22 protein-coding genes and 1 pseudogene are annotated in these 22,152 nt (G+C 68.1%); 14 read left to right on the top strand and 9 right to left on the bottom strand.

Annotated features, from left to right (window positions below; translation table 11 throughout):
- Positions 1 to 111: 111 nt before the first annotated feature.
- From WFK95_RS24345 to WFK95_RS24320, 6 genes and pseudogenes are all read left to right on the top strand, one after another.
- Positions 112 to 252 (top strand): annotated as a pseudogene (locus WFK95_RS24345) (transcriptional regulator); the annotation flags it as partial.
- Positions 249 to 1,364 (top strand): ACR3 family arsenite efflux transporter, encoded by a 1,116-nt coding sequence (gene arsB / locus WFK95_RS24340; protein WP_336672263.1) that lies wholly within the window; start codon positions 249 to 251, stop codon positions 1,362 to 1,364. The pseudogene WFK95_RS24345 and the gene arsB, both read left to right, overlap by 4 nt.
- Positions 1,364 to 1,789 carry an arsenate-mycothiol transferase ArsC gene (locus WFK95_RS24335; protein WP_336672262.1) on the top strand — a complete coding sequence of 142 codons (426 nt, stop codon included), beginning with the start codon at positions 1,364 to 1,366 and terminating at the stop codon, positions 1,787 to 1,789. The genes arsB and WFK95_RS24335 overlap by 1 nt, the downstream gene beginning before the upstream one ends.
- A gap of 42 nt (positions 1,790 to 1,831) precedes the next feature.
- Positions 1,832 to 2,497 carry an arsenate reductase/protein-tyrosine-phosphatase family protein gene (locus WFK95_RS24330; protein WP_336672261.1) on the top strand — a complete coding sequence of 222 codons (666 nt, stop codon included), beginning with the start codon at positions 1,832 to 1,834 and terminating at the stop codon, positions 2,495 to 2,497.
- A gap of 105 nt (positions 2,498 to 2,602) precedes the next feature.
- The gene (locus WFK95_RS24325) at positions 2,603 to 4,024 is read left to right on the top strand and encodes an FAD-dependent oxidoreductase (protein WP_336672260.1); all 1,422 of its coding nucleotides are present in this window, start codon (positions 2,603 to 2,605) and stop codon (positions 4,022 to 4,024) included.
- The gene (locus WFK95_RS24320) at positions 4,021 to 4,548 is read left to right on the top strand and encodes a GNAT family N-acetyltransferase (protein WP_336672259.1); all 528 of its coding nucleotides are present in this window, start codon (positions 4,021 to 4,023) and stop codon (positions 4,546 to 4,548) included. Before WFK95_RS24325 ends, WFK95_RS24320 begins: the two co-directional genes overlap by 4 nt.
- Positions 4,549 to 4,571: 23 nt before the next feature.
- Here WFK95_RS24320 and WFK95_RS24315 read toward each other — a convergent pair whose 3' ends face one another.
- The 4 genes from WFK95_RS24315 to WFK95_RS24300 all read right to left on the bottom strand — a co-directional run bounded on the left by WFK95_RS24315 (position 4,572) and on the right by WFK95_RS24300 (position 8,552).
- Positions 4,572 to 4,967: a hypothetical protein gene (locus WFK95_RS24315; RefSeq protein WP_336672258.1), complete on the bottom strand. Its 396-nt coding sequence runs from the start codon at positions 4,965 to 4,967 to the stop codon at positions 4,572 to 4,574.
- 116 nt (positions 4,968 to 5,083) lie between these two features.
- Entirely contained in the window at positions 5,084 to 5,779 is a 696-nt protein-coding gene (locus WFK95_RS24310) for a hypothetical protein (protein ID WP_336672257.1), read from the bottom strand.
- A 383-nt stretch (positions 5,780 to 6,162) separates the two neighbouring features.
- Positions 6,163 to 8,136: a heavy metal translocating P-type ATPase gene (locus WFK95_RS24305; protein WP_336672256.1), complete on the bottom strand. Its 1,974-nt coding sequence runs from the start codon at positions 8,134 to 8,136 to the stop codon at positions 6,163 to 6,165.
- Positions 8,133 to 8,552, bottom strand: a complete 420-nt coding sequence (locus WFK95_RS24300; RefSeq protein WP_336672255.1) for an ArsR/SmtB family transcription factor — start codon at positions 8,550 to 8,552, stop codon at positions 8,133 to 8,135. The genes WFK95_RS24305 and WFK95_RS24300 overlap by 4 nt, the downstream gene beginning before the upstream one ends.
- A 95-nt stretch (positions 8,553 to 8,647) precedes the next feature.
- Between WFK95_RS24300 and WFK95_RS24295 the strand changes: the two genes are divergently transcribed.
- Genes WFK95_RS24295 through WFK95_RS24285 form a run of 3 tightly spaced genes read left to right on the top strand, consistent with a single transcriptional unit; the run spans position 8,648 to position 10,670 of the window.
- Positions 8,648 to 9,247 (top strand): class I SAM-dependent methyltransferase, encoded by a 600-nt coding sequence (locus WFK95_RS24295; RefSeq protein WP_336672254.1) that lies wholly within the window; start codon positions 8,648 to 8,650, stop codon positions 9,245 to 9,247.
- Positions 9,244 to 10,047, top strand: coding sequence for an adenylate/guanylate cyclase domain-containing protein (locus WFK95_RS24290; protein WP_336672253.1), 804 nt, complete (start codon positions 9,244 to 9,246; stop codon positions 10,045 to 10,047). Before WFK95_RS24295 ends, WFK95_RS24290 begins: the two co-directional genes overlap by 4 nt.
- A complete protein-coding gene (locus tag WFK95_RS24285; RefSeq protein WP_336672270.1) occupies positions 10,047 to 10,670 on the top strand; it encodes a cadmium resistance transporter in 624 nt (207 codons plus the stop codon). The genes WFK95_RS24290 and WFK95_RS24285 overlap by 1 nt, the downstream gene beginning before the upstream one ends.
- Positions 10,671 to 10,750: 80 nt before the next feature.
- Here the strand turns inward: WFK95_RS24285 and WFK95_RS24280 are convergent, their stop codons facing one another.
- On the bottom strand, positions 10,751 to 11,161 hold the full coding sequence (locus WFK95_RS24280) for a heavy metal-responsive transcriptional regulator (RefSeq protein ID WP_336672252.1): 411 nt from the start codon (positions 11,159 to 11,161) through the stop codon (positions 10,751 to 10,753).
- Positions 11,162 to 12,002: 841 nt separating this feature from the next.
- Here WFK95_RS24280 and WFK95_RS24275 point away from each other — a divergent pair.
- The 3 genes from WFK95_RS24275 (at position 12,003) to WFK95_RS24265 (ending at position 15,974) form a co-directional block, all read left to right on the top strand.
- Positions 12,003 to 14,519, top strand: coding sequence for a heavy metal translocating P-type ATPase (locus WFK95_RS24275; RefSeq protein ID WP_336672251.1), 2,517 nt, complete (start codon positions 12,003 to 12,005; stop codon positions 14,517 to 14,519).
- A gap of 129 nt (positions 14,520 to 14,648) precedes the next feature.
- Complete coding sequence (locus WFK95_RS24270; RefSeq protein WP_336672250.1) at positions 14,649 to 15,719, top strand: sulfite exporter TauE/SafE family protein; 1,071 nt, start codon at positions 14,649 to 14,651, stop codon at positions 15,717 to 15,719.
- Positions 15,720 to 15,743: 24 nt separating this feature from the next.
- Positions 15,744 to 15,974, top strand: coding sequence for a heavy-metal-associated domain-containing protein (locus WFK95_RS24265; protein ID WP_336672249.1), 231 nt, complete (start codon positions 15,744 to 15,746; stop codon positions 15,972 to 15,974).
- A 212-nt stretch (positions 15,975 to 16,186) separates the two neighbouring features.
- On the opposite strand, the gene WFK95_RS24260 is transcribed toward WFK95_RS24265, so the two are convergent.
- The 4 genes from WFK95_RS24260 to WFK95_RS24245 form a co-directional block, all read right to left on the bottom strand.
- Positions 16,187 to 17,518: an MFS transporter gene (locus tag WFK95_RS24260; RefSeq protein WP_336672248.1), complete on the bottom strand. Its 1,332-nt coding sequence runs from the start codon at positions 17,516 to 17,518 to the stop codon at positions 16,187 to 16,189.
- A gap of 89 nt (positions 17,519 to 17,607) precedes the next feature.
- Positions 17,608 to 18,432 (bottom strand): hypothetical protein, encoded by an 825-nt coding sequence (locus tag WFK95_RS24255; RefSeq protein WP_336672247.1) that lies wholly within the window; start codon positions 18,430 to 18,432, stop codon positions 17,608 to 17,610.
- 51 nt (positions 18,433 to 18,483) lie between these two features.
- Positions 18,484 to 18,819, bottom strand: coding sequence for a metal-sensitive transcriptional regulator (locus tag WFK95_RS24250; protein WP_336672246.1), 336 nt, complete (start codon positions 18,817 to 18,819; stop codon positions 18,484 to 18,486).
- Entirely contained in the window at positions 18,816 to 19,091 is a 276-nt protein-coding gene (locus tag WFK95_RS24245) for a hypothetical protein (protein ID WP_336672245.1), read from the bottom strand. Before WFK95_RS24245 ends, WFK95_RS24250 begins: the two co-directional genes overlap by 4 nt.
- A 245-nt stretch (positions 19,092 to 19,336) precedes the next feature.
- On the opposite strand from WFK95_RS24245, the gene WFK95_RS24240 reads away from it, so the two are divergent.
- Together WFK95_RS24240 and WFK95_RS24235 are read left to right on the top strand one after the other, a co-directional pair.
- Positions 19,337 to 19,549, top strand: a complete 213-nt coding sequence (locus tag WFK95_RS24240; RefSeq protein ID WP_019201623.1) for a heavy-metal-associated domain-containing protein — start codon at positions 19,337 to 19,339, stop codon at positions 19,547 to 19,549.
- A gap of 257 nt (positions 19,550 to 19,806) precedes the next feature.
- Positions 19,807 to 22,068 (top strand): heavy metal translocating P-type ATPase, encoded by a 2,262-nt coding sequence (locus WFK95_RS24235; protein WP_443081590.1) that lies wholly within the window; start codon positions 19,807 to 19,809, stop codon positions 22,066 to 22,068.
- The last annotated feature ends 84 nt before the right edge of the window (positions 22,069 to 22,152 follow it).

Here is a 22,152-nt window from a genome sequence, read left to right as displayed (position 1 = left end):
GCCGTCAGGTCCGCCTCGGCCGGTTGACGCCCGTCGAATACGAGACGATCATCAACACAGCCGCCTCAGCGGCATGACACCGACACTGTCACCCGATCGTGCAGCAGTCCCGTCCTCAAGACCGCAGGCCTGCTCGAGTCCGAGCGCCGCGCCTCGTGGGTGTACTACCGCGTCATCCCCGAAGTCCTGTCCTCGCTCGCCGGGATCCTGCAGTCCGGTGACCCCGCCATCTCGTTGGAGGTTCTCTCGTGACCAGCCCCGCCCCGACGACTGAGCATCAGCCGGTCGTCGGCAAGCTCTCCACCCTCGACCGGTTCCTGCCGGTGTGGATCGGCGTCGCCATGGTCGCCGGCCTGCTGCTCGGCCGGATGATCCCGGGCCTGAACACCGCGCTGGAGAAGATCCAGGTCGACGGTGTCTCGCTGCCGATCGCGCTCGGGCTGTTGATCATGATGTACCCGGTGCTCGCGAAGGTCCGCTACGACCGCCTCGACACCGTCACCGGCGACCGCAAGCTCCTACTCGGATCCCTCTTCCTGAACTGGGTCCTCGGTCCGGCGCTGATGTTCGCCCTCGCGTGGATCTTCCTGCCCGACCTGCCCGAGTACCGCACGGGCCTGATCATCGTCGGCCTCGCCCGGTGCATCGCCATGGTGATCATCTGGAACGACCTCGCGTGCGGCGACCGGGAGGCCGCCGCGGTGCTCGTGGCACTGAACTCGGTGTTCCAGGTGATCATGTTCGCCGTCCTCGGCTGGTTCTACCTCTCGATCCTCCCGGGATGGCTCGGCCTCGAACAGACCACGATCAGCACTTCGCCGTGGCAGATCGCCAAGTCCGTGCTGATCTTCCTCGGCATCCCGCTGCTGGCCGGCTACCTCTCGCGGCGGCTCGGGGAGAAGACGAAGGGGCGGGACTGGTACGAGGCGAAGTTCCTCCCGCGCATCGGCCCGTGGGCCCTCTACGGGCTGCTGTTCACCATCGTCATCCTCTTCGCCCTGCAGGGCGAGCAGATCACCTCCCGCCCCTGGGACGTCGCCCGGATCGCGCTGCCGCTCCTGGTGTACTTCGCCGTGATGTGGGGCGGCGGGTACCTGCTCGGCGCCGTCATGGGCCTGGGCTACGAACGCACCACCACCCTCGCGTTCACCGCCGCGGGCAACAACTTCGAGCTCGCCATCGCCGTCGCGATCGCCACCTACGGCGCCACCTCCGGCCAGGCCCTCGCGGGCGTCGTCGGACCGCTCATCGAGGTCCCCGTCCTGGTCGGCCTGGTCTACGTCTCGCTGGCCCTGCGCAAGCGCTTCCCCCTCACCCCGTCCTCCACCGCCGCGACCGCGGATCCGTCCAGGAGTGTGAACTGATGCCCGACAACGAAACCCGTACGCCGAGCGTGTTGTTCGTGTGCGTGAAGAACGGCGGCAAGTCGCAGATGGCCGCGGGCCTGATGCGCAAGACCGCCGGCAGCGCGGTCGAGGTGCACTCGGCCGGCACCAAGCCTGGCTCCGCGGTCAACGGCCTGTCCGCGCAGTCGCTGGCGGAGGTCGGCGTCGACATCACTGGCGAGACCCCGAAGCCGATCGACCCGGCGCTGCTCGCTCGGGTGGACCTGGTGGTCACGCTCGGCCGCGAAGCCGTCGTCGACACCCCCGCCGGTGTCGCGCTGGTCAACTGGGACACCGACGAGCCGTCGGAGCGGGGCATCGACGGGATCGAACGGATGCGCCTCGTGCGCGACGATATCGCCGCCCGCGTCACCGCGCTGGCAGCCGAACTCACCACCCGGTAGCGACCCAGCAGGCCGGGAAGCCCGAGAAGCGGGAGAAGTCGGATGAACGCCAACGCCACGACCGAGTCAGCCGGAACACCGGAACTGCTGATGCCCCAGGCCCTGCTGTCGCGGACCGCGGAGCGGCTCGCCGCCCAGTACCGCGGGATCGTCTCCGAGCAGACCGTCGAACGGGTCGTCTTCGAGTCCTACACCGCATTGCGGCGCACCGCACGCATCCACACTCACCTGGTGACTCTCGCTGGCCGGTTCGCTGCCGAGCGTCTCGCCGCCCTGGCGCAGTCGACTGGTGCGAGCACCAAGACCGTGCCCGAGGTGCTGTTCATCTGCGTCCACAACGCGGGCCGCTCGCAGATGGCCGCCGCGCTCCTGACGCACCACGCGGCCGGGGCGGTGCACGTGCGCTCCGCCGGCTCGCTTCCTGCCGCGGTGATCAACCCGATCGTCGAGCAGGCCATGACCGAGGTCGGGCTCGATCTGGCCGCCGAGTTCCCCAAGCCGCTCACCGACGACGTGGTCGCGGCCGCGGACGTGGTGATCTCCATGGGGTGCGGCGACGCCTGCCCGGTCTACCCGGGCAAGCGGTACCTGGACTGGCAGGTCGCCGACCCCGACAACCACCCCATCGAGACCGTCCGCCTGATCCGTGACGATCTCGACCGCCGCGTGAAGGCCCTCCTCGCCGAGCTCCATCCCGCCACCACCTGACCCACCCCCTTTGATCGACCTGCTCGACGGCCTCGCTTAGCGCCGTCAGCGCCGCTGTGCCTGCTTCACCTCATTTGCCTGTTCTTGGAAGGGAACCGACACCCCATGTCTGCACGCAAGATCATCGCCATCGGCGGATCGGACGCCGGGATCTCCGCCGCCCTGCGGGCCCGCGAGCTCGACCCCATCAGCGAGGTCACCGTGGTCGTCGCCGACGCCTACCCGAACTTCTCCATCTGCGGCATCCCGTACTACGTCTCCGGCGAGGTCACCCACTGGAGCAACCTCGCCCACCGCACCGCCGCCGACCTCGCCGCCACCGGCATGACCGTGCACACCGACACCAGAGCTACCGCGATCGACCCGGCCGGACACCGCCTGACCGTCACCGGCCCCGACGGCGCCGCCCGGGACCTCGACTACGACGCCCTCGTCATCGGCACCGGCGCCGTCTCCGTGCGGCCGCCGATCGCCGGCCTCGACCACCTAGGCCCGGACGACGGCGTGCACCTGCTGCACTCGATGGGCGACACCTTCGCCGTGATGAACACCCTCACCACCAAGGACCCGAAGACCGCGATCATCATCGGCGCCGGCTACATCGGCCTCGAAATGGCCGAAGGTCTCACCGCCCGCGGCATCACCGTCACCCAGATCGAAGCCCTCCCCGAGGTGCTCCCCACCGTCGAACCCGAACTCGGCGCCCTCGTCCACGACGAACTGGTCCGCAACCGGGTCGACGTCCGCACCCACACCCTGGTCACCGCCGTCGACCGCACCGACACCGGCGCCCTGACCGTCACCACCAGCAGCGACGGCCAGACCGATCACCTCACCGCCGATCTCGTGCTCGTCGTCGTGGGCGTGCGCCCCGACACCGACCTCGCCGCCGCAGCCGGGGCGCAGCTCGGCATCAAGAACACGATCGCCGTCGACGAGCAGATGCGCACCAACCTGCCCGACGTCTTCGCCGCCGGCGACGCCGTGCACACCCACCACCGCCAGCTCGGCATCACCTGGCTCCCACTGGGCACCACCGCGCACAAGCAGGGCCGCGTCGCCGGCGAGAACGCCCTCGGCGGCACCGCCAGCTACACCGGCTCGCTCGGCACCCAAGTCGTGAAGATCTTCGACCTCGTCGCCGCCCGCACCGGCCTCAAAGCCACCGAAGCCCTCGCCGCCGACCGCGGCTGGGTACCGGTGTCGACGACCTCCACACCGGACGATCACAAGGCCTACTACCCGGGCGCCACCCCGATCAGCATCCGGATCACCGGCGACCAGAACACCGGCGCGCTGCTCGGTGCCCAGCTCATCGGGCACCGCACGGCCGAGATCTCCAAGCGCGTCGACACCTACGCCGCCGCCCTGCACCACGGCATGAGCGTCGATGCCCTCTCCGAGCTGGACCTGTCCTACACCCCGCCGCTCGGCTCCCCGTGGGACGCCGTGCAGGTCGCCGCCCAGAACTGGGTCCGCGAGCACCAGCTGCACCACCAGCGCAGCGCCCTTAGCCTGAACAGGTGACCACCAGCGACCACGACTCAACCGGGTCCGCCGCACGAGCGGCGGACCCGGCGATCGTCGCGATGCGGCCCGAGCACGGGCCACAGGTCCTCGCGATCTACCAAGTCGGCATGGACACCGGCAACGCCACCTTCGAAACCACCGCACCCAGCTGGACGGACTTCGACCAACGACACCTACCCGAGCACCGCTTCGTCGCGCTCACCCCAGGTGGTCAGGTCGCCGGATGGGTCGCCGCGGCGCCCGTCTCGGGGCGCTGCGTCTACGCCGGCGTCATCGAACACAGCATCTACGTCGACGCCGGCCACGCCGGGCAGGGCATCGGAGCCGCGCTGTTGCAGGCCCTCATCCGGTCTGCAGACGCCGCCGGGGTGTGGACCATCCAGACCGGGATCTTCCCCGAGAACCACGCCAGCCTCGCGTTGCACCGGGGCGCCGGGTTCCGCACCGTCGGCACCCGCGAACGCATCGGCCAACGCGACGGCCGCTGGCGCGACGTCGTCCTCATCGAACGACGCAACTGACTACCGCCTACGCCCATCCGGACTCAGCCGGCGTCACCGACTTCGGAACCGTCGCCCGGTTCGTCATCGGCCCCCTCAGGGGCGCGGGTGATCGACACGATCACCGACGAGCGGCGGAACTGCTCGGTATCGAAGGGACTCGCGGGATCGTCGAACCAGACCAGCGACTGATCACCGACACGCGGCCAGCGGGTCACCCTCGTGATCCGGTGCGCGATGCCGTCGTAGTCGAACGCCCCCGAGGGGCTGGCGGGGCCGGGACGGCGCGTGTAGGTCAACGTGTCCAGATCCCATACGTGCGTAGATCCCTGGGATGCCACCACCCACCGGCCGCGCATACCGTCCGCGAGCTCAACCACCGTCTCCGACGGTGGATCGTTGGCGTCCTGCGGTTGCTGGACATTCGGCTCGTTAGCCATGGGAACTCCTCGTCTCGTCGTAGGGCTCGCTGCCCCGAACGCTAGGTGGTGTTCATTTAGGCCGCTACCGGGTGAGCAGTCTTCGGACCTGGTTTCGCGGTGCCGCCACCAGTGACTTACCCGGCGGGTTCGAGGACGCGGGGATGGATCAGTTCGATCCGTGGGACGTGGATTTCGGCGCCGCCGAGGACCCGCACCCGGGGCCACTCGCCGTCGACCATCGTCAGGCCGGCCTGGGCGGGGGTGATGCCGTCCTCGGTGGGGATCAGGCACGCCTCCCCGGGGCCGGCCTTGCACCCGGGGCAACCGGTCTTGACCTCAATAGTGATTCGCGACTTCTCGAGCTCGAGCTTCTCCTCGTCGGTGGCGTGGCGCCAGCAGCCGAAACCTTCCTGGTGGCCGACCCCGGCCTGGTACAGCGGCCGCATCTGACACGGTTTCCCGTTCGTCTTCGGCCGCAGGCACTTCTGCTTGAGGCTGCGGTCGAGGTCGTCCTTCTTGGCCTTGATCCGCTCGGCGTTGAGAGCCATCTGCGTCAGGTAGTCGGCGGTGTTGTCGCCGGCCGCCTCGTACAGGGCGAACACCTGCCGCGGGGACTGAGCGCCGGTCCAGCGCCGGCTATCCGCCCCGTATACCGCAACGGGAAGCTTGCGTGCGACGATGCCGATCGCGACCTCGATATAGCGAGCCAGATCGGTGTGCATGTTGCCCACCCGCTCTGGATAGATTGCGATGCCGTACTCGGTCTCGATCCGTGCGGCCTCGCGGTTGAATCCGTCGACGGCGATCTCCACCTGCCGCAATGCGGTCATCAGAGGTGTGTGATCGAGCGGTGCGGGCTCGGGCTTGTGGCGCGGGGTGCGGTTGCGATCTGATCTTCGTGACATTGGTACGAGCGTGCCAGTAACCAGTTCGGAGGTTGCTCGACGGTGGCGCACTGCTTGGTAGGAGCGGTGTGCGAAATGCGCGCGCGAAATACCAGGGGCATACCCTCGAACCCAAACGAACAGACCGAGACGGCGCACGTTTCGGTGCCGGCGCGCAGAGCACACGTGACTGTCCTACATCGGCGTCCCCCGAAGTCCCGAGGGACACCAAGCAGGTCGCCCGGAACTGGGTCCGCGAACGCAAGCTGCACCGTCCGCGGACCGCACGGATCCCGCCCCGGTACCGCGCCGAGGCCCGTGGCGTGGGGCTACACGGCTAGCCGGATCACCGGCACCGGGCTCGCGGACGGCTGCGTCGGCGGGAGCGCGGTGACGCGGCCGGCGCGGACGCCGTTGGCGATGACGACGATCTCGGCGAGTTCGTGGACGGCGACGACGGCGGCGAGGCCGAGGACACCGAACAGCGCGAGCGGGATGAGGATCGCGATCAACCCGAGGGACAGACCGACGTTCTGCAGCATGATCTTCCGGGCGCGGCGGGCGTGATCGAGGGCCTGCGGCAGGGTCCGCAGGTCCTCGCCCATGAGCGCGACGTCCGCGGTTTCGATCGCGACGTCCGAGCCCATGGCACCCATGGCGATGCCGAGGTCAGCGGTGGCCAAGGCCGGGGCGTCGTTGACGCCGTCGCCGACCATCGCGGTGAACCGGTCCTTGCGGAGCTCGCCGATGATCCGGGCCTTGTCCTCGGGTCGCAGGTCGGCGTGCACGTCGTTGATCCCGGCGATCTGCGCCAGGGCGGTGGCGGTGGCGGTGTTGTCGCCGGTGAGCATCGCGACGGTGGCTCCGCCGCGGTGCAGGTTGTCGATGACCTCGCGGGCTTCGGGGCGCAGCTCGTCGCGGACCGCGACCGCGCCGATGACCTGTCCGTCGTCTTCGACGAGGACCGCGGTGGCGCCGCCGGCTTGCATGGCCGCGACCCGCGCTGCGAGTGGGCCCGGGTCGATCCAGCCGGGCTGGCCGAGCCTGGCGGGGCGCCCGTCGACGAGGCCGGTCAGCCCGGCCCCGGGCACGGCCTGCACCTCGGCCGCCGCTGTGGTGTGGTCACCGTTGGCGGTGAGGATCGCCCGCGCCAGGGGGTGTTCGCTGTGTGCTTCGAGCGCCGCGGCCACCGCGAGCACGTGGTCAAGATTCTCCGGGGTTTCAGCGCTGCTCTGATCGGTAGTAGCTGCGATGTCGACGACGGCGGGGCGGTTCGCGGTCAGGGTGCCGGTCTTGTCGAGGGCGACGGTGCGGACGCGCCCGAGGGCTTCGAGGGCGGCGCCGCCCTTGACCAGGACGCCGATCTTGCTGGCGGCGCCGATCGCGGCGACGACGGTGACGGGGACGGAAATCGCCAGCGCGCACGGGGAGGCAGCGACCAGCACGACCAGGGCCCGCTCGATCCACGTTGCGGGGTCACCGAGAAGGGACCCGAGGACCGCGATCGCGGCGGCGAAGATCATGATCGCCGGCACCAGAGGCTTGGCGATGGTGTCGGCCAGGCGCTGCGCGTCGCCCTTGCGGGACTGCTCGGCCTCGACGATCTGCACGATCTTGGCCAGCGAGTTGTTCTCCGCGGTGGTGGTGACCTCGACCGTGAGGGCGCCGGTGCCGTTGATCGACCCGGCGAACACCTCGTCACCGGGGCCGGCTTCGACGGGCACGGATTCGCCGGTGATCGCCGAAACATCCAGGGCGGTCCGGCCGTCCGTGATCCGGCCGTCGGTAGCGATCCGCTCACCGGGCTTGACCAGCATCCGGTCCCCGACCGCCAGCTCGGACGGGGAGACCGTGGTCGGGACGCCATCACGAAGCACGGTCGCGGTGTCGGGGACGAGGTTGAGCAGCGCCCGCAGGCCGCGGCGGGTCCGCGAGACCGCGTACTCCTCGAGGCCCTCGCTGATCGAGAACAGCACGGCGAGCATCGCGGCTTCGCCGACCTCGCCGAGGATCACCGCGCCGACGGCGGCGATCGTCATCAGCGTCCCGACGCCGATCTTGCCCTTGGCCAGGCGCCGCAGCGTGGACGGAACGAACGTCCACCCGCCGATCAGCAGCGCGATCCACTCCAGCACCAACGACAGACGCTGTGGGCCGCCGCTCCACCCGACGATGTACGCGGCGAGCAGGAACACCGCCGCGGCCGCGGCGGCCTGCAGCTCCCGCACCTGCCACCAATGCTCCGGTGCCTGCTCGTCCTCGCCGGCGGGCTCGTCGTGCCCGCACCCGCACGCGTCGCTCATCGCCCCACCACCGCCGACGCCGAACCGCTCTCCGTGCCTGCTGTGTCCGGGCAGCAGCACTCGGCGCTGTCGGTGCCGTAGTTCGGGCACAGCGCCACCGCATTGCCGGTCGCCGCGAGCAGCGTCTCCGCCGCCGCGAGTAGATCCATCAACTCCGGGCGGGCGAGGCTGTAGAAGACCTGCCGGCCCTCCGGACGGCCCTGCACCAGCCCGCAGTCCCGCAGGCACGCCACGTGCGCCGACACCGTCGACTGCGCCAGGCCCAACTCGGCCATCAGATCCGCCACCCGCGCCTCGCCACCGTGGGCCAGCCGGGTCGCGATCGCCAACCGGGTCCCGTCGGAGAGGCTGTGGAACAACGCGACCGCGGGATCGAGCTGTGCGCCCGTCGCCACCGAACACTCATTCATCGTCATACGGCGATGATAGCGGCATTCTGTGGTGTAATCGAGTTCTCGCGAGGAACGGGCCGCCGAACGGTGGCCTGAGCGGGTGTTGGGAGCTGCTGGGTATGCCATCGATGTCGACGATCGAGTCCCTGTTCTGCCGCAGCACGCCGTGGGAGGCAGCGACGCGGCGGTGGGTGTTGCCGTGGGCGTTGCAGGGCGTGCGTCCCACGGGGAGGGTGCTGGAGATCGGCGGCGGCGGGGGCGCGATGGCCGCGCAGCTGCTCGCGGCGAGCACCCCGGCGGATCAGGTGCAGCTCACCGTCACCGATTTCGACCCCGTGATGGTCGACGCCGCGCAGGATCGGTTGCAGCGCTTCGGTGACCGCGCCGTGGCGCAGGTGGCCGACGCCACCGCGTTGCCCTTCGGGGACGGGGAGTTCGACACCGTCGTCTCGTTCATCATGTTGCACCACGTCGTGGACTGGGAGCAGGCCCTCTGCGAAGCCGCCCGGGTGCTGCGCCCCGGCGGAACCCTGGTCGGCTACGACCTGCTCGGTACCGCGCCGGCGCGGCTGCTGCACCGGCTCGAAGGTGCACCGCACCGGTTCATCGACCGCGGCCAGTTGCGCCCGCACCTGGCGGGCCTGCCGCTGCGGGATCTCACCGTCCGGGAGAACGCGGCCTCGACCCGCTTCCGCGCGATCCGCACCGCAGGCCGATGACCACGCCAGGGCCCGACCGCGGGCCCCGCCACGGGCATCACCACGGTGCGCGGCCCGAGCTGGGCGGCCTCGAACAGGTGGAGGTCTCCGTGGCCTTCGTCGACCTCGCCGGCTACAGCGTGCTCACCGAGATGTGCGGCGACCAGGAGGCCGCCGAGCTCGCGATCCGGCTCGCGGACCAGGCCCGCCGGGCCCTGCACCCAGATTCCCGGCTGGTCAAGACCATCGGCGATGCGGTGATGCTCACCGCCGAGACCGCCGACGCGATGCTGGCCACGATCACCACCCTCGCCGATCACGCCGCCGACGAGGACGGATTCCTCGCCCTGCGCGCCGGGATCCACCACGGCACCGCGGTGAGCCGCGACGGAGACCTGTTCGGGCACGCGGTCAACATCGCCGCCCGCATCACCGCCCTCGCCGGCGCCGGCCAGGCCGTCATCACCGACCAGGTCCTGTCCGCCGCCACTCGCGCCGGTGTGCCCACCGCCGCCCTCGGCCCGCGAAGCCTGCGCAACATCAGCACCCCAATCGAACTGCACAGCATCACTTTCACCGTGACCCGACACCCGCACGACCCGATCTGCGGAGCCCGCATCGACCCGGCGACCGCCCCCGCACACCGGCACACCGACACCGGCCGATGGTGGTTCTGCTCAGCTGACTGCGCCCGCCGATTCGACCGAGCGACCACCCCGACCACCATCACCACCACTGCCGCTACCACCTCTGACGCTGCAGCGAGCTCCGTAACCTCACCCGCGGGGTCAGCGATCACGTCACGAGGAGGTGACCGGTGATGATCTCGACCGTGCTGCAAGCGGTGGGCCTGTTCGTGGCCACCAACATCGACGACATCATCGTCATCTCTCTGTTCTTCGCCCGCGGCGCGGGCCAGCGGCACCTGACGGCCAAGATCACCGCCGGGCAGTACTTCGGATTCGCCGGCATCCTCGCCGTCGCGGTGCTGATCGCCCTCGGTGCCGGCGCATTCCTCCCCGTCGAGGCGATCCCGTACTTCGGGCTCGTCCCTCTGGTCCTGGGGCTGAGGGCAGCGTGGTCGAGCTGGCGCGAATACCGCGACAACGACGGCGATGACGATAGCGATGGTGACTCCGCGACGGGCAAGGGTTCGGGGAACGCGGTCGGCGTCCTGGGCGTGGCGGGCGTGACCTTCGCCAACGGCGGCGACAACATCGGCGTGTACGTGCCCGTCTTCGTCAACATCAGCCACACCGCTATCGCCGCCTACTGCGTGGTCTTCCTGATCCTGGTTGGGGCACTGGTCTACATCGCCCGGTTCGTCGCCACCCGCCGAAGCATCGCCGAGATCCTCGAACAGTGGGAAAGCGTGCTGTTTCCCCTGGTGCTGATCACCCTCGGTGTCGTCATCCTGGTCTCGGGCGGCGCATTCGGCCTGTAGGCAGGTTGGTCAGTGTTGTCGGGTATGGCGCTTACATGCGCCGGTGGCGAGCAGGGCGCGGAGCTTCGGGCGATGGGCTATCAGGCTTCCTCGGCGGAATTGCCGGATTCGATGATCCAGCACACCTCGGCTGTCTGCGATGGGTCGCCATGCAACGCGTTGTCAAGCAATCCTGCCAGCGTGACCTCCAGTGATCGGAGTTCCGTGACCTTGTTTCGGACGTGGTCGAGGCGTTCGGTTAGCAGCTGGATCACCTGAGCGCAGGGCGCTATTCCCTGGTCGTGCAGTCCAAGGATCTCTCGTACCTCCCGCAGCGGCAGCCCCGCCGCTTGGGCATTGCGGATGAAGCGCAGCCGATCAACCGACTCCGGCCCATAGTCACGGTATCCGGACGACGTACGTGCGGGTTCAGGCAGAAGCCCGCTGTCCTCGTAGAACCGCAGAGTCTTCGGTGCGAGCCCACTGTGACGTGCTAATTCGCCGATTCTCATCGCTCCTCCTTGACCTTCCATCTTACTGGAAGGTTCAGGATGGTGGTTGCGGGACCGGCCGCAGCAGTTCACTCGGTGCGTTCGCTGGTCTCTCGCGACTTGCGTAGATCACCAGGTGGCCAGGACTGGACGGACGACATGGAAGGGTGGGCAATCGGGTGAGCACAGTGCGCAACCTCGGGAGTTTCGGTGTCGCATCAGCGGTGGTGTTCGCGGCGTCGTGGTGGATCGGCGGGGTGTTCGGCCCCGACCCCGATACCCCGAGCCCGCCGACGAGCGTCGGGCCACACGGCCCCGTCTCCTCCAGTCATGCCAGAGCGGCAGCGCCGCTGCCGTCGTGGGGGCAGACTCCGGCGTCGAGCCTGCACGCGACGTCGCCGGCAACCGATTCGGCGGTCACCGTGCCCGTATCGCCGCCCAGCGTGCACGTGGGTGGAGCAGCGTCCCCGGCGCCGGTGGGTCCGCCAGCCGCATCCGGGGGCGGCACCGAGCCCGGTACAGCGAGCGCCGACCGCGTCAGTGATGTGACCGCGGTCGCGTCTACCTCCGTCCCCGAAGCGGCTCGACCGGGCGGCCCGGAGGGCTCGATGCCCAGCGCAACTGTCGCGTCCGGAAACGGACGCGGAGTGGGCCCGCTCGATAGCGCTGGCGCTCCCGGCCTGACCGCAAGGGTGATCGACAAGGTGGGCGACACGGCGGTCTCACGGCCCGGTGCAGGTTCTCCTACTGCAGGTCACGAGAACCCGGCACCGGAGAACACACAGACCAATCCCCCGTCCGATTCGTCGGCAGTCGCACGTGGACGTGCATCGACCTCAAGCGCGAAGGACAAGAGCGAACGATGAGCACCAACCTGGACCAGGACGAGCCCACTGCAGCGCGATCCCAGCAGGTATCGTTAATGATCGGCGGCATGACCTGCGGATCGTGCGCCGCCCAGATCGAACGCAAGCTCAACAAGCTCGACGGTGTGCAGGCCACCGTCAACTTCGCCACCGAGAAGGCGGTGGTGCAGCACCCTGCGCAGATGCCGCTCGAAGACATCACAGCGGTGGTCAAAGCGGCGGGATACACCGCTGCACCCATGCAGCTGCGTGAGCAGGCGCAGCGCGGCGACGAGGGCCAAAACTCCGATGCAGGAGCCGATCACCACACTGAGCAGCTACGTCAGCGGGTGTTGATCTGCGTGGCGCTCGCGGTTCCGGTGATCGCGCTCGCGATGATACCGGTGCTGCAGTTCGACTACTGGCAATGGCTTTCGCTGACCCTCGCCGCACCGGTGGTGGTGTGGGGGGCGTGGCCGTTTCACCGGGCCGCTTGGAGTAACGCCCGCCACGGCACAGCGACGATGGACACACTCATCTCTGTCGGGGTCGCCGCAGCCTTTGTCTGGACCCTCTACGCTCTGTTTCTGGGCACCGCGGGTGAGAAGGCGATGCGGCACGGATTCAGCCTGACCGTCGAGCGAGCAGGCGCGAGCGGCAACATCTATCTCGAGGTCGCAGCCGGCGTGACAGCGGCGATCCTGACCGGCAGGTTCTTCGAGGCCCGGTCCAAGCGCCGCGCCGGAGCGGCGCTACGCACGCTGCTTGAGCTTGGCGCCAAAGATGTCGCAGTCCTGCGAGACGACCACGAAGAACGCATTCCGATCGACCAGCTTGCAGTCGGTGACCGATTCATCGTGCGACCAGGTGAGAAGATCGCCACTGACGGTGAGATTACCGAGGGCAACTCGGCCGTCGACGCTGCAATGCTCACCGGCGAATCCGTCCCGGTCGAGGTCGCCCCCGGCGATCGGGTCGCAGGCGCCACCGTCAACGTCGGCGGCCGGCTGGTCGTGCGGGCCACCAGGGTGGGTGCCGATACGCAGCTTGCCCAGATGGCCCAGCTCGTCGAGGACGCCCAGAACGGCAAGGCCGAAATTCAACGCCTCGCCGACCGGGTCTCAGCTGTTTTCGTCCCCGTCGTGATCCTGCTCGCCCTGGCGACCCTCGGATATTGGTGGGGCGCCGGATACGGCGCCGCCGCCGGTTTCAGCGCAGCGGTTGCGGTCCTGATCATCGCGTGCCCCTGCGGCCTCGGCCTCGCCACCCCGACCGCACTGCTGGTCGGCACCGGGCGCGGCGCGCAACTGGGCATCGTGATCAAGGGCCCGGAAGTTCTCGAATCAACGCGCCGCATTGACACCGTGGTGCTGGACAAGACCGGCACCGTCACCAGCGGGAAGATGAGCTTGATCGGCGTCCACACCGTTGCCGGTGTCACCGCGGAGCAAGCGCTCAGGCTCGCGGGAGCCCTCGAAGACGCCTCCGAGCACCCCATCGCCCGGGCGATCGCCGCAGGTGCCCGAGAACGAGGCGGGGCGCTGCCAGCGGTTCAGGACTTCACCAACATCGAAGGTCTCGGTGTCACAGGCATCGTTGAGGGTCACACCGTGACTGTCGGCCGGACAGGACTACTCACCGATCAGGGCATCGAGGTGTCTGCGCGGCTCCTTGCGGACAAAGTGAGCGCGGAGGCTCAGGGGCGCACCTGTGTCGCTGTCGCCTGGGACGGTCAGGCCCGAGCAGTGCTCGTGGTGGCGGACACGGTCAAACCTACCTCCGCCGAAGCGATCGCGGGCCTGCGTCGCTTGGGCCTGCGGCCTGTCCTGCTCACTGGCGACAACGACACGGTTGCGCGATCGGTCGCCGCCGATGTCGGCATCACCGACGTCATCGCCGATGTTCTCCCCAAGGACAAGGTCGATGCCGTGGTGCGACTGCAGCGAGGCGGCGCCGTGGTCGCCATGGTCGGCGACGGCGTCAACGACGCCGCGGCCCTCGCCCAGGCCGACCTCGGCCTGGCCATGGGGACCGGCACCGACGCTGCGATCGAAGCCAGCGATCTGACGCTCGTCCGCGGGGATCTTCGTGCTGCAGTCGACGCGATCCGTCTGGCCCGGCGCACCCTGCGCACCATCAAAGGCAATCTGTTCTGGGCATTCGCTTACAACGTCGCAGCGATCCCGCTGGCCGCACTCGGACTGCTCAACCCACTGGTCGCGGGCACCGCCATGGCCTTCTCCAGCGTCTTCGTCGTCTCCAACAGCCTGCGGCTGCGGACCTTCCGCAGCACCGTCCCCGCCGAGAATCATGCCAGCGGCCCCCGCACGGCAAGGTCCAGGCTGAAGCGCGCAGTCCTGCCGATGCTGTTGGCAATTGTGGTACTGATCGCAGGCGCCGCGGCAGCTTTCAGCGATACCGCCACCGTCCTGGATGATCTCGTACCGACCTTGCTCCTACTGAGCGTCGGTGGACTCATCGGACTTGGCGGCGCGCTGGTCGGCTTCTTGATCGCGGGCCGGCGCAACCCATGATTGCCGCGCCAGTATCTACAGCCGACGCACCGCTCCGCCATCGCTCGATTGACCTGCCAGACCCCAATTCGAATCATCAGAGATCGGCTCTTCGTCTTTGTTCGGCAACAACATTCGAGAGGTAACATCGTGAATCTCACCGCCGTCCTACTCACCGGCCTCTTCGCCGGAGGCGTCTCGTGCGCAGCGGTACAAGGTGGCCTCCTGACCGGTCTGATCACCCGGCAACGCGCTCACATCGTCAAAGTCCCTGCCACTGAACCCGGCGGCAGCCAGCGCGGCGCTCTGCCTCGCCGCACCCTTCTCGCGAATGTTGGTGAGGACTTGACCCCGGTGGCCGGGTTCCTCGTCGGCAAACTCCTCGCCTACGCCGTGCTCGGCGCCCTCCTCGGTGCCCTCGGATCGATCGTCCAGTTATCGGTGGGGGCGCGAACCTGGCTGCAGATCGTTGCAGGTCTCCTGATCCTCGTGCTCGGACTCGCGCAACTCGGCATCCCTGGTTTTCGCTCGATCGTCATCGAGCCGCCCGTTTCGTGGGCGCGATTCGTGCGTGGCAGAGCACGGTCGCGCCAAGCCTTCGCTCCAGGCCTCCTCGGGCTGGCCACCGTGCTCATCCCGTGTGGTGTCACGCTGTCGGTCGAAGCGCTCGCCCTCGCCTCTGGGTCAGCAGCGCAAGGCGCAGCCATCATGGCCGTGTTCGTCGTCGGCACGAGTCCTCTGTTCGCGATCCTCGGCTACGCCGCACGCAAGGCTGCGAACGCGTGGAACAGCCGCCTCGCCGTAGCCACCGGCATCGTCGTGGTCGCGATGGGCCTGTTCACACTCAACGGTGGCCTCGAACTAGCTGGATCCCCTTGGGCGGCCAGCCGCATCGGCACTACCATCGGACTGGGCGCCGCCTCCGCCGACACAACCGCCGCGACCATCACTGGCGGCAAGCAGCAAGTGGTCATCACCGCTAGCTCCAACGGTTACAGTCCCAACAACGTGCAGGTCAAATCAGGGATTCCGACAACTCTGATCCTTCGAGCCGACAACGACGCTGCCTGCGCTCGGACGTTCACCATTCCCAGCCGCGGCGAAGAAAAGGTGCTCTCGACCGCCGAAGACACCCGCGTCGACCTCGGCACCCTCACCCCCGGCTCCCTGCCGTTCGTCTGCGGCATGGGCATGTACACCGGCACCCTCACGATCGTCTAACCACCGACCCGGACAGGACCCCACATGACCACCACCGTCACCGTTATCGTCCACGGAATGCACTGCGGCAGTTGCGCGCTACTGATTGATGATGCGCTCGAAGACCTCCCCGGAGTCATTGCCGCTAGTACCTCACGTAAGCAGGGCGTGACCGTCGTTGACCTAGACACGGCACGCACGACCCCGAATGAGGTCGTCGCCACGATCACGGAGCTGGGATACCCGGCGGCGCTTGCGTCGGATCTGCGTGGGTAGTGTGCTGTGTCTGATGGCTCCGCCGCAACGCGTGCGGGTCGGAAACCGGTGCTGAATCCGCTCTTTGCGTTTCCCGTATTCCTACGGCGTAGTCACTAGCGGGCAGTTCGATCTGGCATCGGCGCGAGGCCGGGTCACCGGGCGGGATCTGAGCCGTGGGCGCGCGTCGGTGTTGGTTGCACCCGTCTGTGCGCAAGTGCTATCGCATAGTGTCAGGCAGCTTGTGTGCAGGTGCACTGACATTCAGTCAACGTTCCATCAGCGGCTGCGGCGTGCCGCCAATTGTCATCGTGGGATATCGCTGGACTTGCCTCCGCGGCGGCGGGGACCTGCGCGTGCGCATCAGCGGGTACCGCGATACGCCGCCACAGCATCGGCGCGGTCACCGCGCCAGCGGCGGAAATAAGTGCGAGCACTCCCCAGGCGGGCACGAGACCGAAACGCGTGGCCCCCCAACCCGCGATCGGATAGGCGAAGAGCCAAGCGAAGTGCGAGAGCGAGAACTGAGCCGCGAATACGGCAGCAACGTTTGCCGGAGCCACAGCAGACCGCAGCACCTTTCCGGTCGGGGTGATAGCCAGCGCTGAGCCGGCACCGCTGGCCACCCAGATCGCCGCGGTCACCGCCCAGCTCGGCCGGTCCACGGCAGCCATGGCAACCGCCGAAGTAGCCGCGGCGGTGAGAACGCCCGCTCCGGTGAGCATCACGGCGCGGGCGGTCACCCGGTCGAGCAAGCGCGGTACCGCTAGTGCCACAGCTAGGGTCCCACCGCCGGACGCCGCCATCATCCACGCGACATCGGACTCGGACCCGCTCAGTCGGTCACGGACGTAGTTGACAGTGTTCACCACCACGATCGAACCGGCCGCGGCGACGGCGAAATTGACCGCGATGACTCCCCGCAGGCTCGCAGTACCTAAGAAGATCCGCAGTCCGGCGAAGATCCGGTCCGTTGGCCGCGTGGCGCCCGAGGGTTTCGCGTTGGGTACCTTGGCTTGCAGCACCAACACCGCGGACAGGACGAACCCGATCGCGGTACCGCCGAAGAGCACATTGAACTCGATCACCAGCAACGCCAGCGCCGCCACGACCGGGCTGACCAGACTCTCCATCGTGTAGGCAACTTGCGAGGCCGACAACGCGGTGGTGTACTCGCGCTCATCGGTGATGATGTCGGGGATCACGGCTTGGAACGTAGGCGTGAACGCGGCCGACGCCGCCTGCAGTGATCCGATGAGCACGTAGATCTGCCAGACCTCAGTGACGAACGGCAACGCCAGCACGATCGCCGCACGGAACAGGTCCAGCGCAACCAGGAACGCGCGTCGCGGCAGCCGGTCGACGTACGCCGCCGCCACCGGTGCGATAACGACATAGAGAACCATCTTGATCGTCAGCGCCGTTCCCAGGACGACCGCTGCGGACGAGCCAGCGATGTCGTAGGCGAGCAGCCCGAGGGCGACCGTCGCCAGCCCGGTGCCGAGCAGCGCAACGATCTGCGCACTGAACAACAGGCGGAAATCGCGATGAGAAAAAGGCCCCATGATGGCTCCCAACTAATTGGCGACGAGGTCGATCGAACAGGGCCCGCAGCGCACGCCACCGGGCTCCGGAAAACCTAGTACTGGTTGAATCAGCGCTGCTGATGGTGGTGCGCGCCCGCACCACCAGTGACTGCACCGGTGTTGCCTCCGGTGGCAACGAGGGTGAAGTCCGCGGTCCGGACGGTGTCCTGATGTCGGAAATCCAGGAACAGCCGGTAGGTTCCCACGGAGGGAGCGACCGCGTGGAACCGGATCCGGGGACCTGCAGGCGTCTGCGGGTCCGACGGGCTCCCCTCGGGATGGATGTGCAGGTAGGCGAGGTCACCGGCCCGCAACGCCACCAGGTGGCCGTACGCAGCAAGATAGGGCTGCAGATCGGTCACCGGGATGTCTTTGCGGGTGACGACGGCCTGCAGCTCCCCGGCTTCGGCGGCGACGAGATCGCCCTCGAGCGTTACGGTGTAGTCGCCGCCGGTCCAGGCCCTGCTCAACTCAGGCAAGGGCCGAGGATGGAACCCGCCAGGCACGAACAGATCGGCTCCGAGCGTGAGCCCGTCCGCCGCGCCGTGCGGCACGAAATCGGCCAAGACCCGCCACACTCCCGGCGTGAGCGCCAGCTGCACAGTCCAGGACCCGGCACTGTCCATCGACGGATGGACGTGGTGAAAGACGCTGGTGTCGCGGCTCACGACGATCAGGTGCAGCTGCTTGTCGTGACGTTCCTCGAATGCGATTAGCGGCTCGCCGCCGGGTCCGAGGATCACAAAGCGAAGTTCCACGGTCCCGGCGTCGACGATCCGGATCGCCGGTTCGAAACGATAGCCTCGATCGGCGACCTGCAGCCCCTGGGGCACTCCGGGCCCAACGCCGTGACCGGCGTGTCCTGTGTGATCGGTATGCGAACCGTGCTCCATAACGTGCTCCTTCGCGGAAAAGACAGCCACCGGGACGACACCCGGGTGGACTCATGATCGGACGAGACGGGTGATCGCGGCAGTCGCTTCGTTCAGCTTGGTGTCGAGCTCCTGCGGGTCTGAGCGGGCGGCCTGCACGACGCAGTGCCGCATGTGGTCATCCAGCAACGCCAAGGCGAGCCCTTGCAGGGCGCTCGTCGCGGCACTGATCTGGGTCAGGATGTCGATGCAATACTGGTCCTCATCGATCATCCGCTCAATGCCACGCACCTGTCCCTCGATCCGCTTCGCCCGCATCAGGTAGCGCGACTTATCGGTCAAATACCCGTGCTGCGCCGCACAGCACTCGGCCTGCTCGACCGCGACCGCGGGGATATCGGTGCTCACGCCGAGGCCGCCGTAACGTATTTGTGTGGGTCGGCGTCGAACCGAGGCCCGCACCCGGCGCAGCAAAGGTAGTACCGCGTGCCCTCGAAGTCGCGGTAGAGGCCCTTGCTGACAGCGGCGGACTTGTCCACCACCGTGCCGGTCATGACGGGGCACTCCGCCGTGTCGGTACCGCCTGTGCCCGCCTGCGGGGCGCTGCGGGTCAGCTCGAGCGACTGCTCGCCGGGTCCGGTGTGCCCACAGCAAGACTGTCGGTGTGCATTGTCGGTCATCGTTGAACTCCTTCATCTCAGGTCCCCCGACCGCCTCACATTCACCTGAACGGGTACCCCAGCCGGGTACCCCGAATATATACCCCGGCGGGGTATCGACCGCAAGGGTTGCTCGGGATCGGCCGCGCGACCACCGCGCCGGCGCACTCGCCGCGACAGGAGGGACTAGACATACCCGCCTGGGGTATGTTAGTCATGAGTTGGAGATACCCACAGGGGGTATCCGAACTGGGCAGGAGAAGACGATGACGACCAGCGAATACCAGGTGACAGGCATGACCTGCGGCCACTGCGAAATGTCCATCCGTGAGGAGGTCAGCCTCATCCCCGGTGTCGAGTCCATCGAGGTCAGCGCGCAGACGGGTCGGCTGCGTGTCACGGGAGCGCAGCAGGTGACCGACGAGCGGGTTCTCGCCGCGGTGGAAGAGGCCGGCTACTCGGCAGTGCGCAATCCATGAGGGCCATGCGCAGGCTGATCGTCTACGTGATTGCGGTGACCGCTGTCTTCGCCAGCGCGTATGTGATCGGTGGGGTGGCAGTACCCGACTCGGCGGTCGCGCAGTGGGAGCACCGTGCCCCCGCTGGATCGCCCGCCGTGCCGGCGAGTGAACCGGACGCCCCGCACGGTGGCGGCCACCAGCAGTGACGCAATGAAGCAGCGCGGGCCACAGGCCTGGCGATAGAGCGCAAGTACGGATCGAGGAAAATGATGAGTGTGTCAGCGCCGTCGGGCGGCCGTAGTGTCGAGCTGGACATCGGCGGGATGACGTGCGCCTCGTGCGCGAACCGGATCGAGCGCAAACTCAACGGGCTCGATGGGGTCGAGGCCACGGTGAACTACGCCACGGAGAAGGCGAAGGTGCACGTCCCCGAGGGTTTCGATGCGCAGGCGCTGATCGACGAGGTGGCAAAGACCGGCTACTCGGCGACGCTCCCGCGGTCCTCGACGCCGCGGGCTGGAGGACCGGGTGCTGGAGTTGCCGGCGAGGACGTGGACCCCGAGCTGACGTCCCTGCGGCAGCGGCTGATCGGCTCGGCTGTGCTGGCGGTGCCGGTAGTCGCGATGGCGATGGCGCCGGCCCTACAGTTCACCTATTGGCAGTGGGCATCGCTCACGCTCGCTGCGCCAGTGATCGTCTGGGGTGCCTATCCGTTCCACCGGGCGGCATGGATGAACCTCAAACACGGAACCGCCACCATGGACACCCTCATCTCGATGGGCACCCTAACAGCGTTCCTGTGGTCGCTGTACGCGTTGTTCCTCGGCACCGCCGGCACGCCCGGGATGACACACGGGTTCGAGTTCTCTATCGCTCCGTCGGACGGAGCAGGCAACATCTACCTCGAGGTCGGCGCAGGGGTCACGGTGTTCGTGCTTGCCGGCCGCTACTTCGAGAAGAGGTCCAAGCGGCAGGCCGGAGCAGCATTGCGCGCGCTCCTCGAGCTCGGCGTCAAGGACGTGGCAGTGCTGCGTGACGGCGCAGAGGTTCGGATCCCGGTCGCCGAGCTGGCCGTCGGCGACACCTTCGTGGTCCGACCGGGGGAGAAGGTCGCCACCGACGGGGTGGTCACTTCCGGATCCTCGGCCATCGATGCGTCGATGCTGACCGGCGAGTCCGTCCCGGTCGAGGTCTCCGTTGGGGACACGGTGACCGGAGCGACGGTCAATTCCGGGGGACGGCTTGAGGTGCGCGCCACCCGGGTCGGAGCGGATACGCAGCTCGCGCAGATGGCCAAGCTCGTCGAGGACGCGCAGACGGGGAAGGCCGAGGTGCAGCGGCTCGCGGACCGGATCTCGGGTGTGTTCGTGCCGATCGTCATCGCGATCGCGTTCGCCACCCTCGGCGCGTGGCTCGGTGCTGGCTTCCCCGTCACGGCCGCGTTCACTGCCGCGGTCGCCGTGCTCGTGATCGCCTGCCCGTGTGCACTTGGACTGGCAACGCCGACAGCGCTTCTCGTGGGAACGGGCCGTGGAGCCCAGATGGGTGTACTGATCAAGGGCCCGGAAGTGCTCGAGTCCACCCGCAAAGTCGACACCATCGTGCTCGACAAGACCGGGACGGTCACGACCGGCAAGATGACGCTGGCCGAGGTGATTGCAGAGGTCGGCACCGACTCTGACGAACTGCTACGGCTAGCCGGTGCATTGGAGAACGCTTCCGAGCATCCGATCGCCCAGGCCATTGCCGCCGCGGCTCGCGACAGTGGCGGAGAACTGCCCACACCGGAAGGTTTCGCCAACGTCGAAGGACAAGGGGTGCAGGGCGTGGTCGACGGGCATGCCGTGATCGTGGGCCGCGAGAGTTTCCTGGCTGACTGGGCACTCGAATTGTCCCCTCGGACGGCGGCCGCGAAACGGGACGCGGAATCGGACGGTAAGACCGTCGTGGCGGTCGGCTGGGACGGTCAGGCGAAGGGCATCCTCGTTGTCGCCGACGCGGTCAAGCCGACCAGCGCCCAGGCCATCAGCGAACTGCGGGCCCTGGGCTTGAAGCCGGTGCTGCTCACCGGTGACAACGCCGCCGTCGCACAACGAATCGCGGCTGAAGTCGGCATCGACGAGGTCATCTCCGAGGTGATGCCGCAGGACAAGGTGTCGGTGGTCAAGCGCCTGCAGGATCAGGGCAAGGTCGTCGCCATGGTCGGCGACGGCGTCAACGACGCACCTGCGCTGGCCCAGGCCGACCTGGGCCTGGCAATGGGAACTGGCACCGATGTCGCGATCGAAGCCTCTGACATCACGCTGGTGCGCGGCGACCTGCGCAGCGCCGTTGACGCGATCAGGCTCTCTCGCAAAACGCTGAGCACGATCAAGACGAACCTGTTCTGGGCATTCGCCTACAACACCGCTGCGATACCGGTCGCTGCGGCGGGCATGCTCAACCCGATGCTGGCCGGGGCCGCGATGGCCTTCTCCAGCGTCTTCGTCGTCGGCAACAGCCTGCGGCTGCGTGGCTTCACCAGCGTCGCCAGCTAACGCCGCCCCGGCTCCGACCCTCCACCGCGGAGGGGTCGGGGCCCTGGGTATCGGAACACCGCAGCACAGACTCCTGACAGCAGG

Source organism: Tsukamurella sp. USMM236, assembly GCF_037148755.1.
GTDB lineage: Bacteria > Actinomycetota > Actinomycetes > Mycobacteriales > Mycobacteriaceae > Tsukamurella.
Note: the sequence above shows the minus strand (reverse complement) of the source record. Positions and strands in the feature narration are given on the sequence as shown.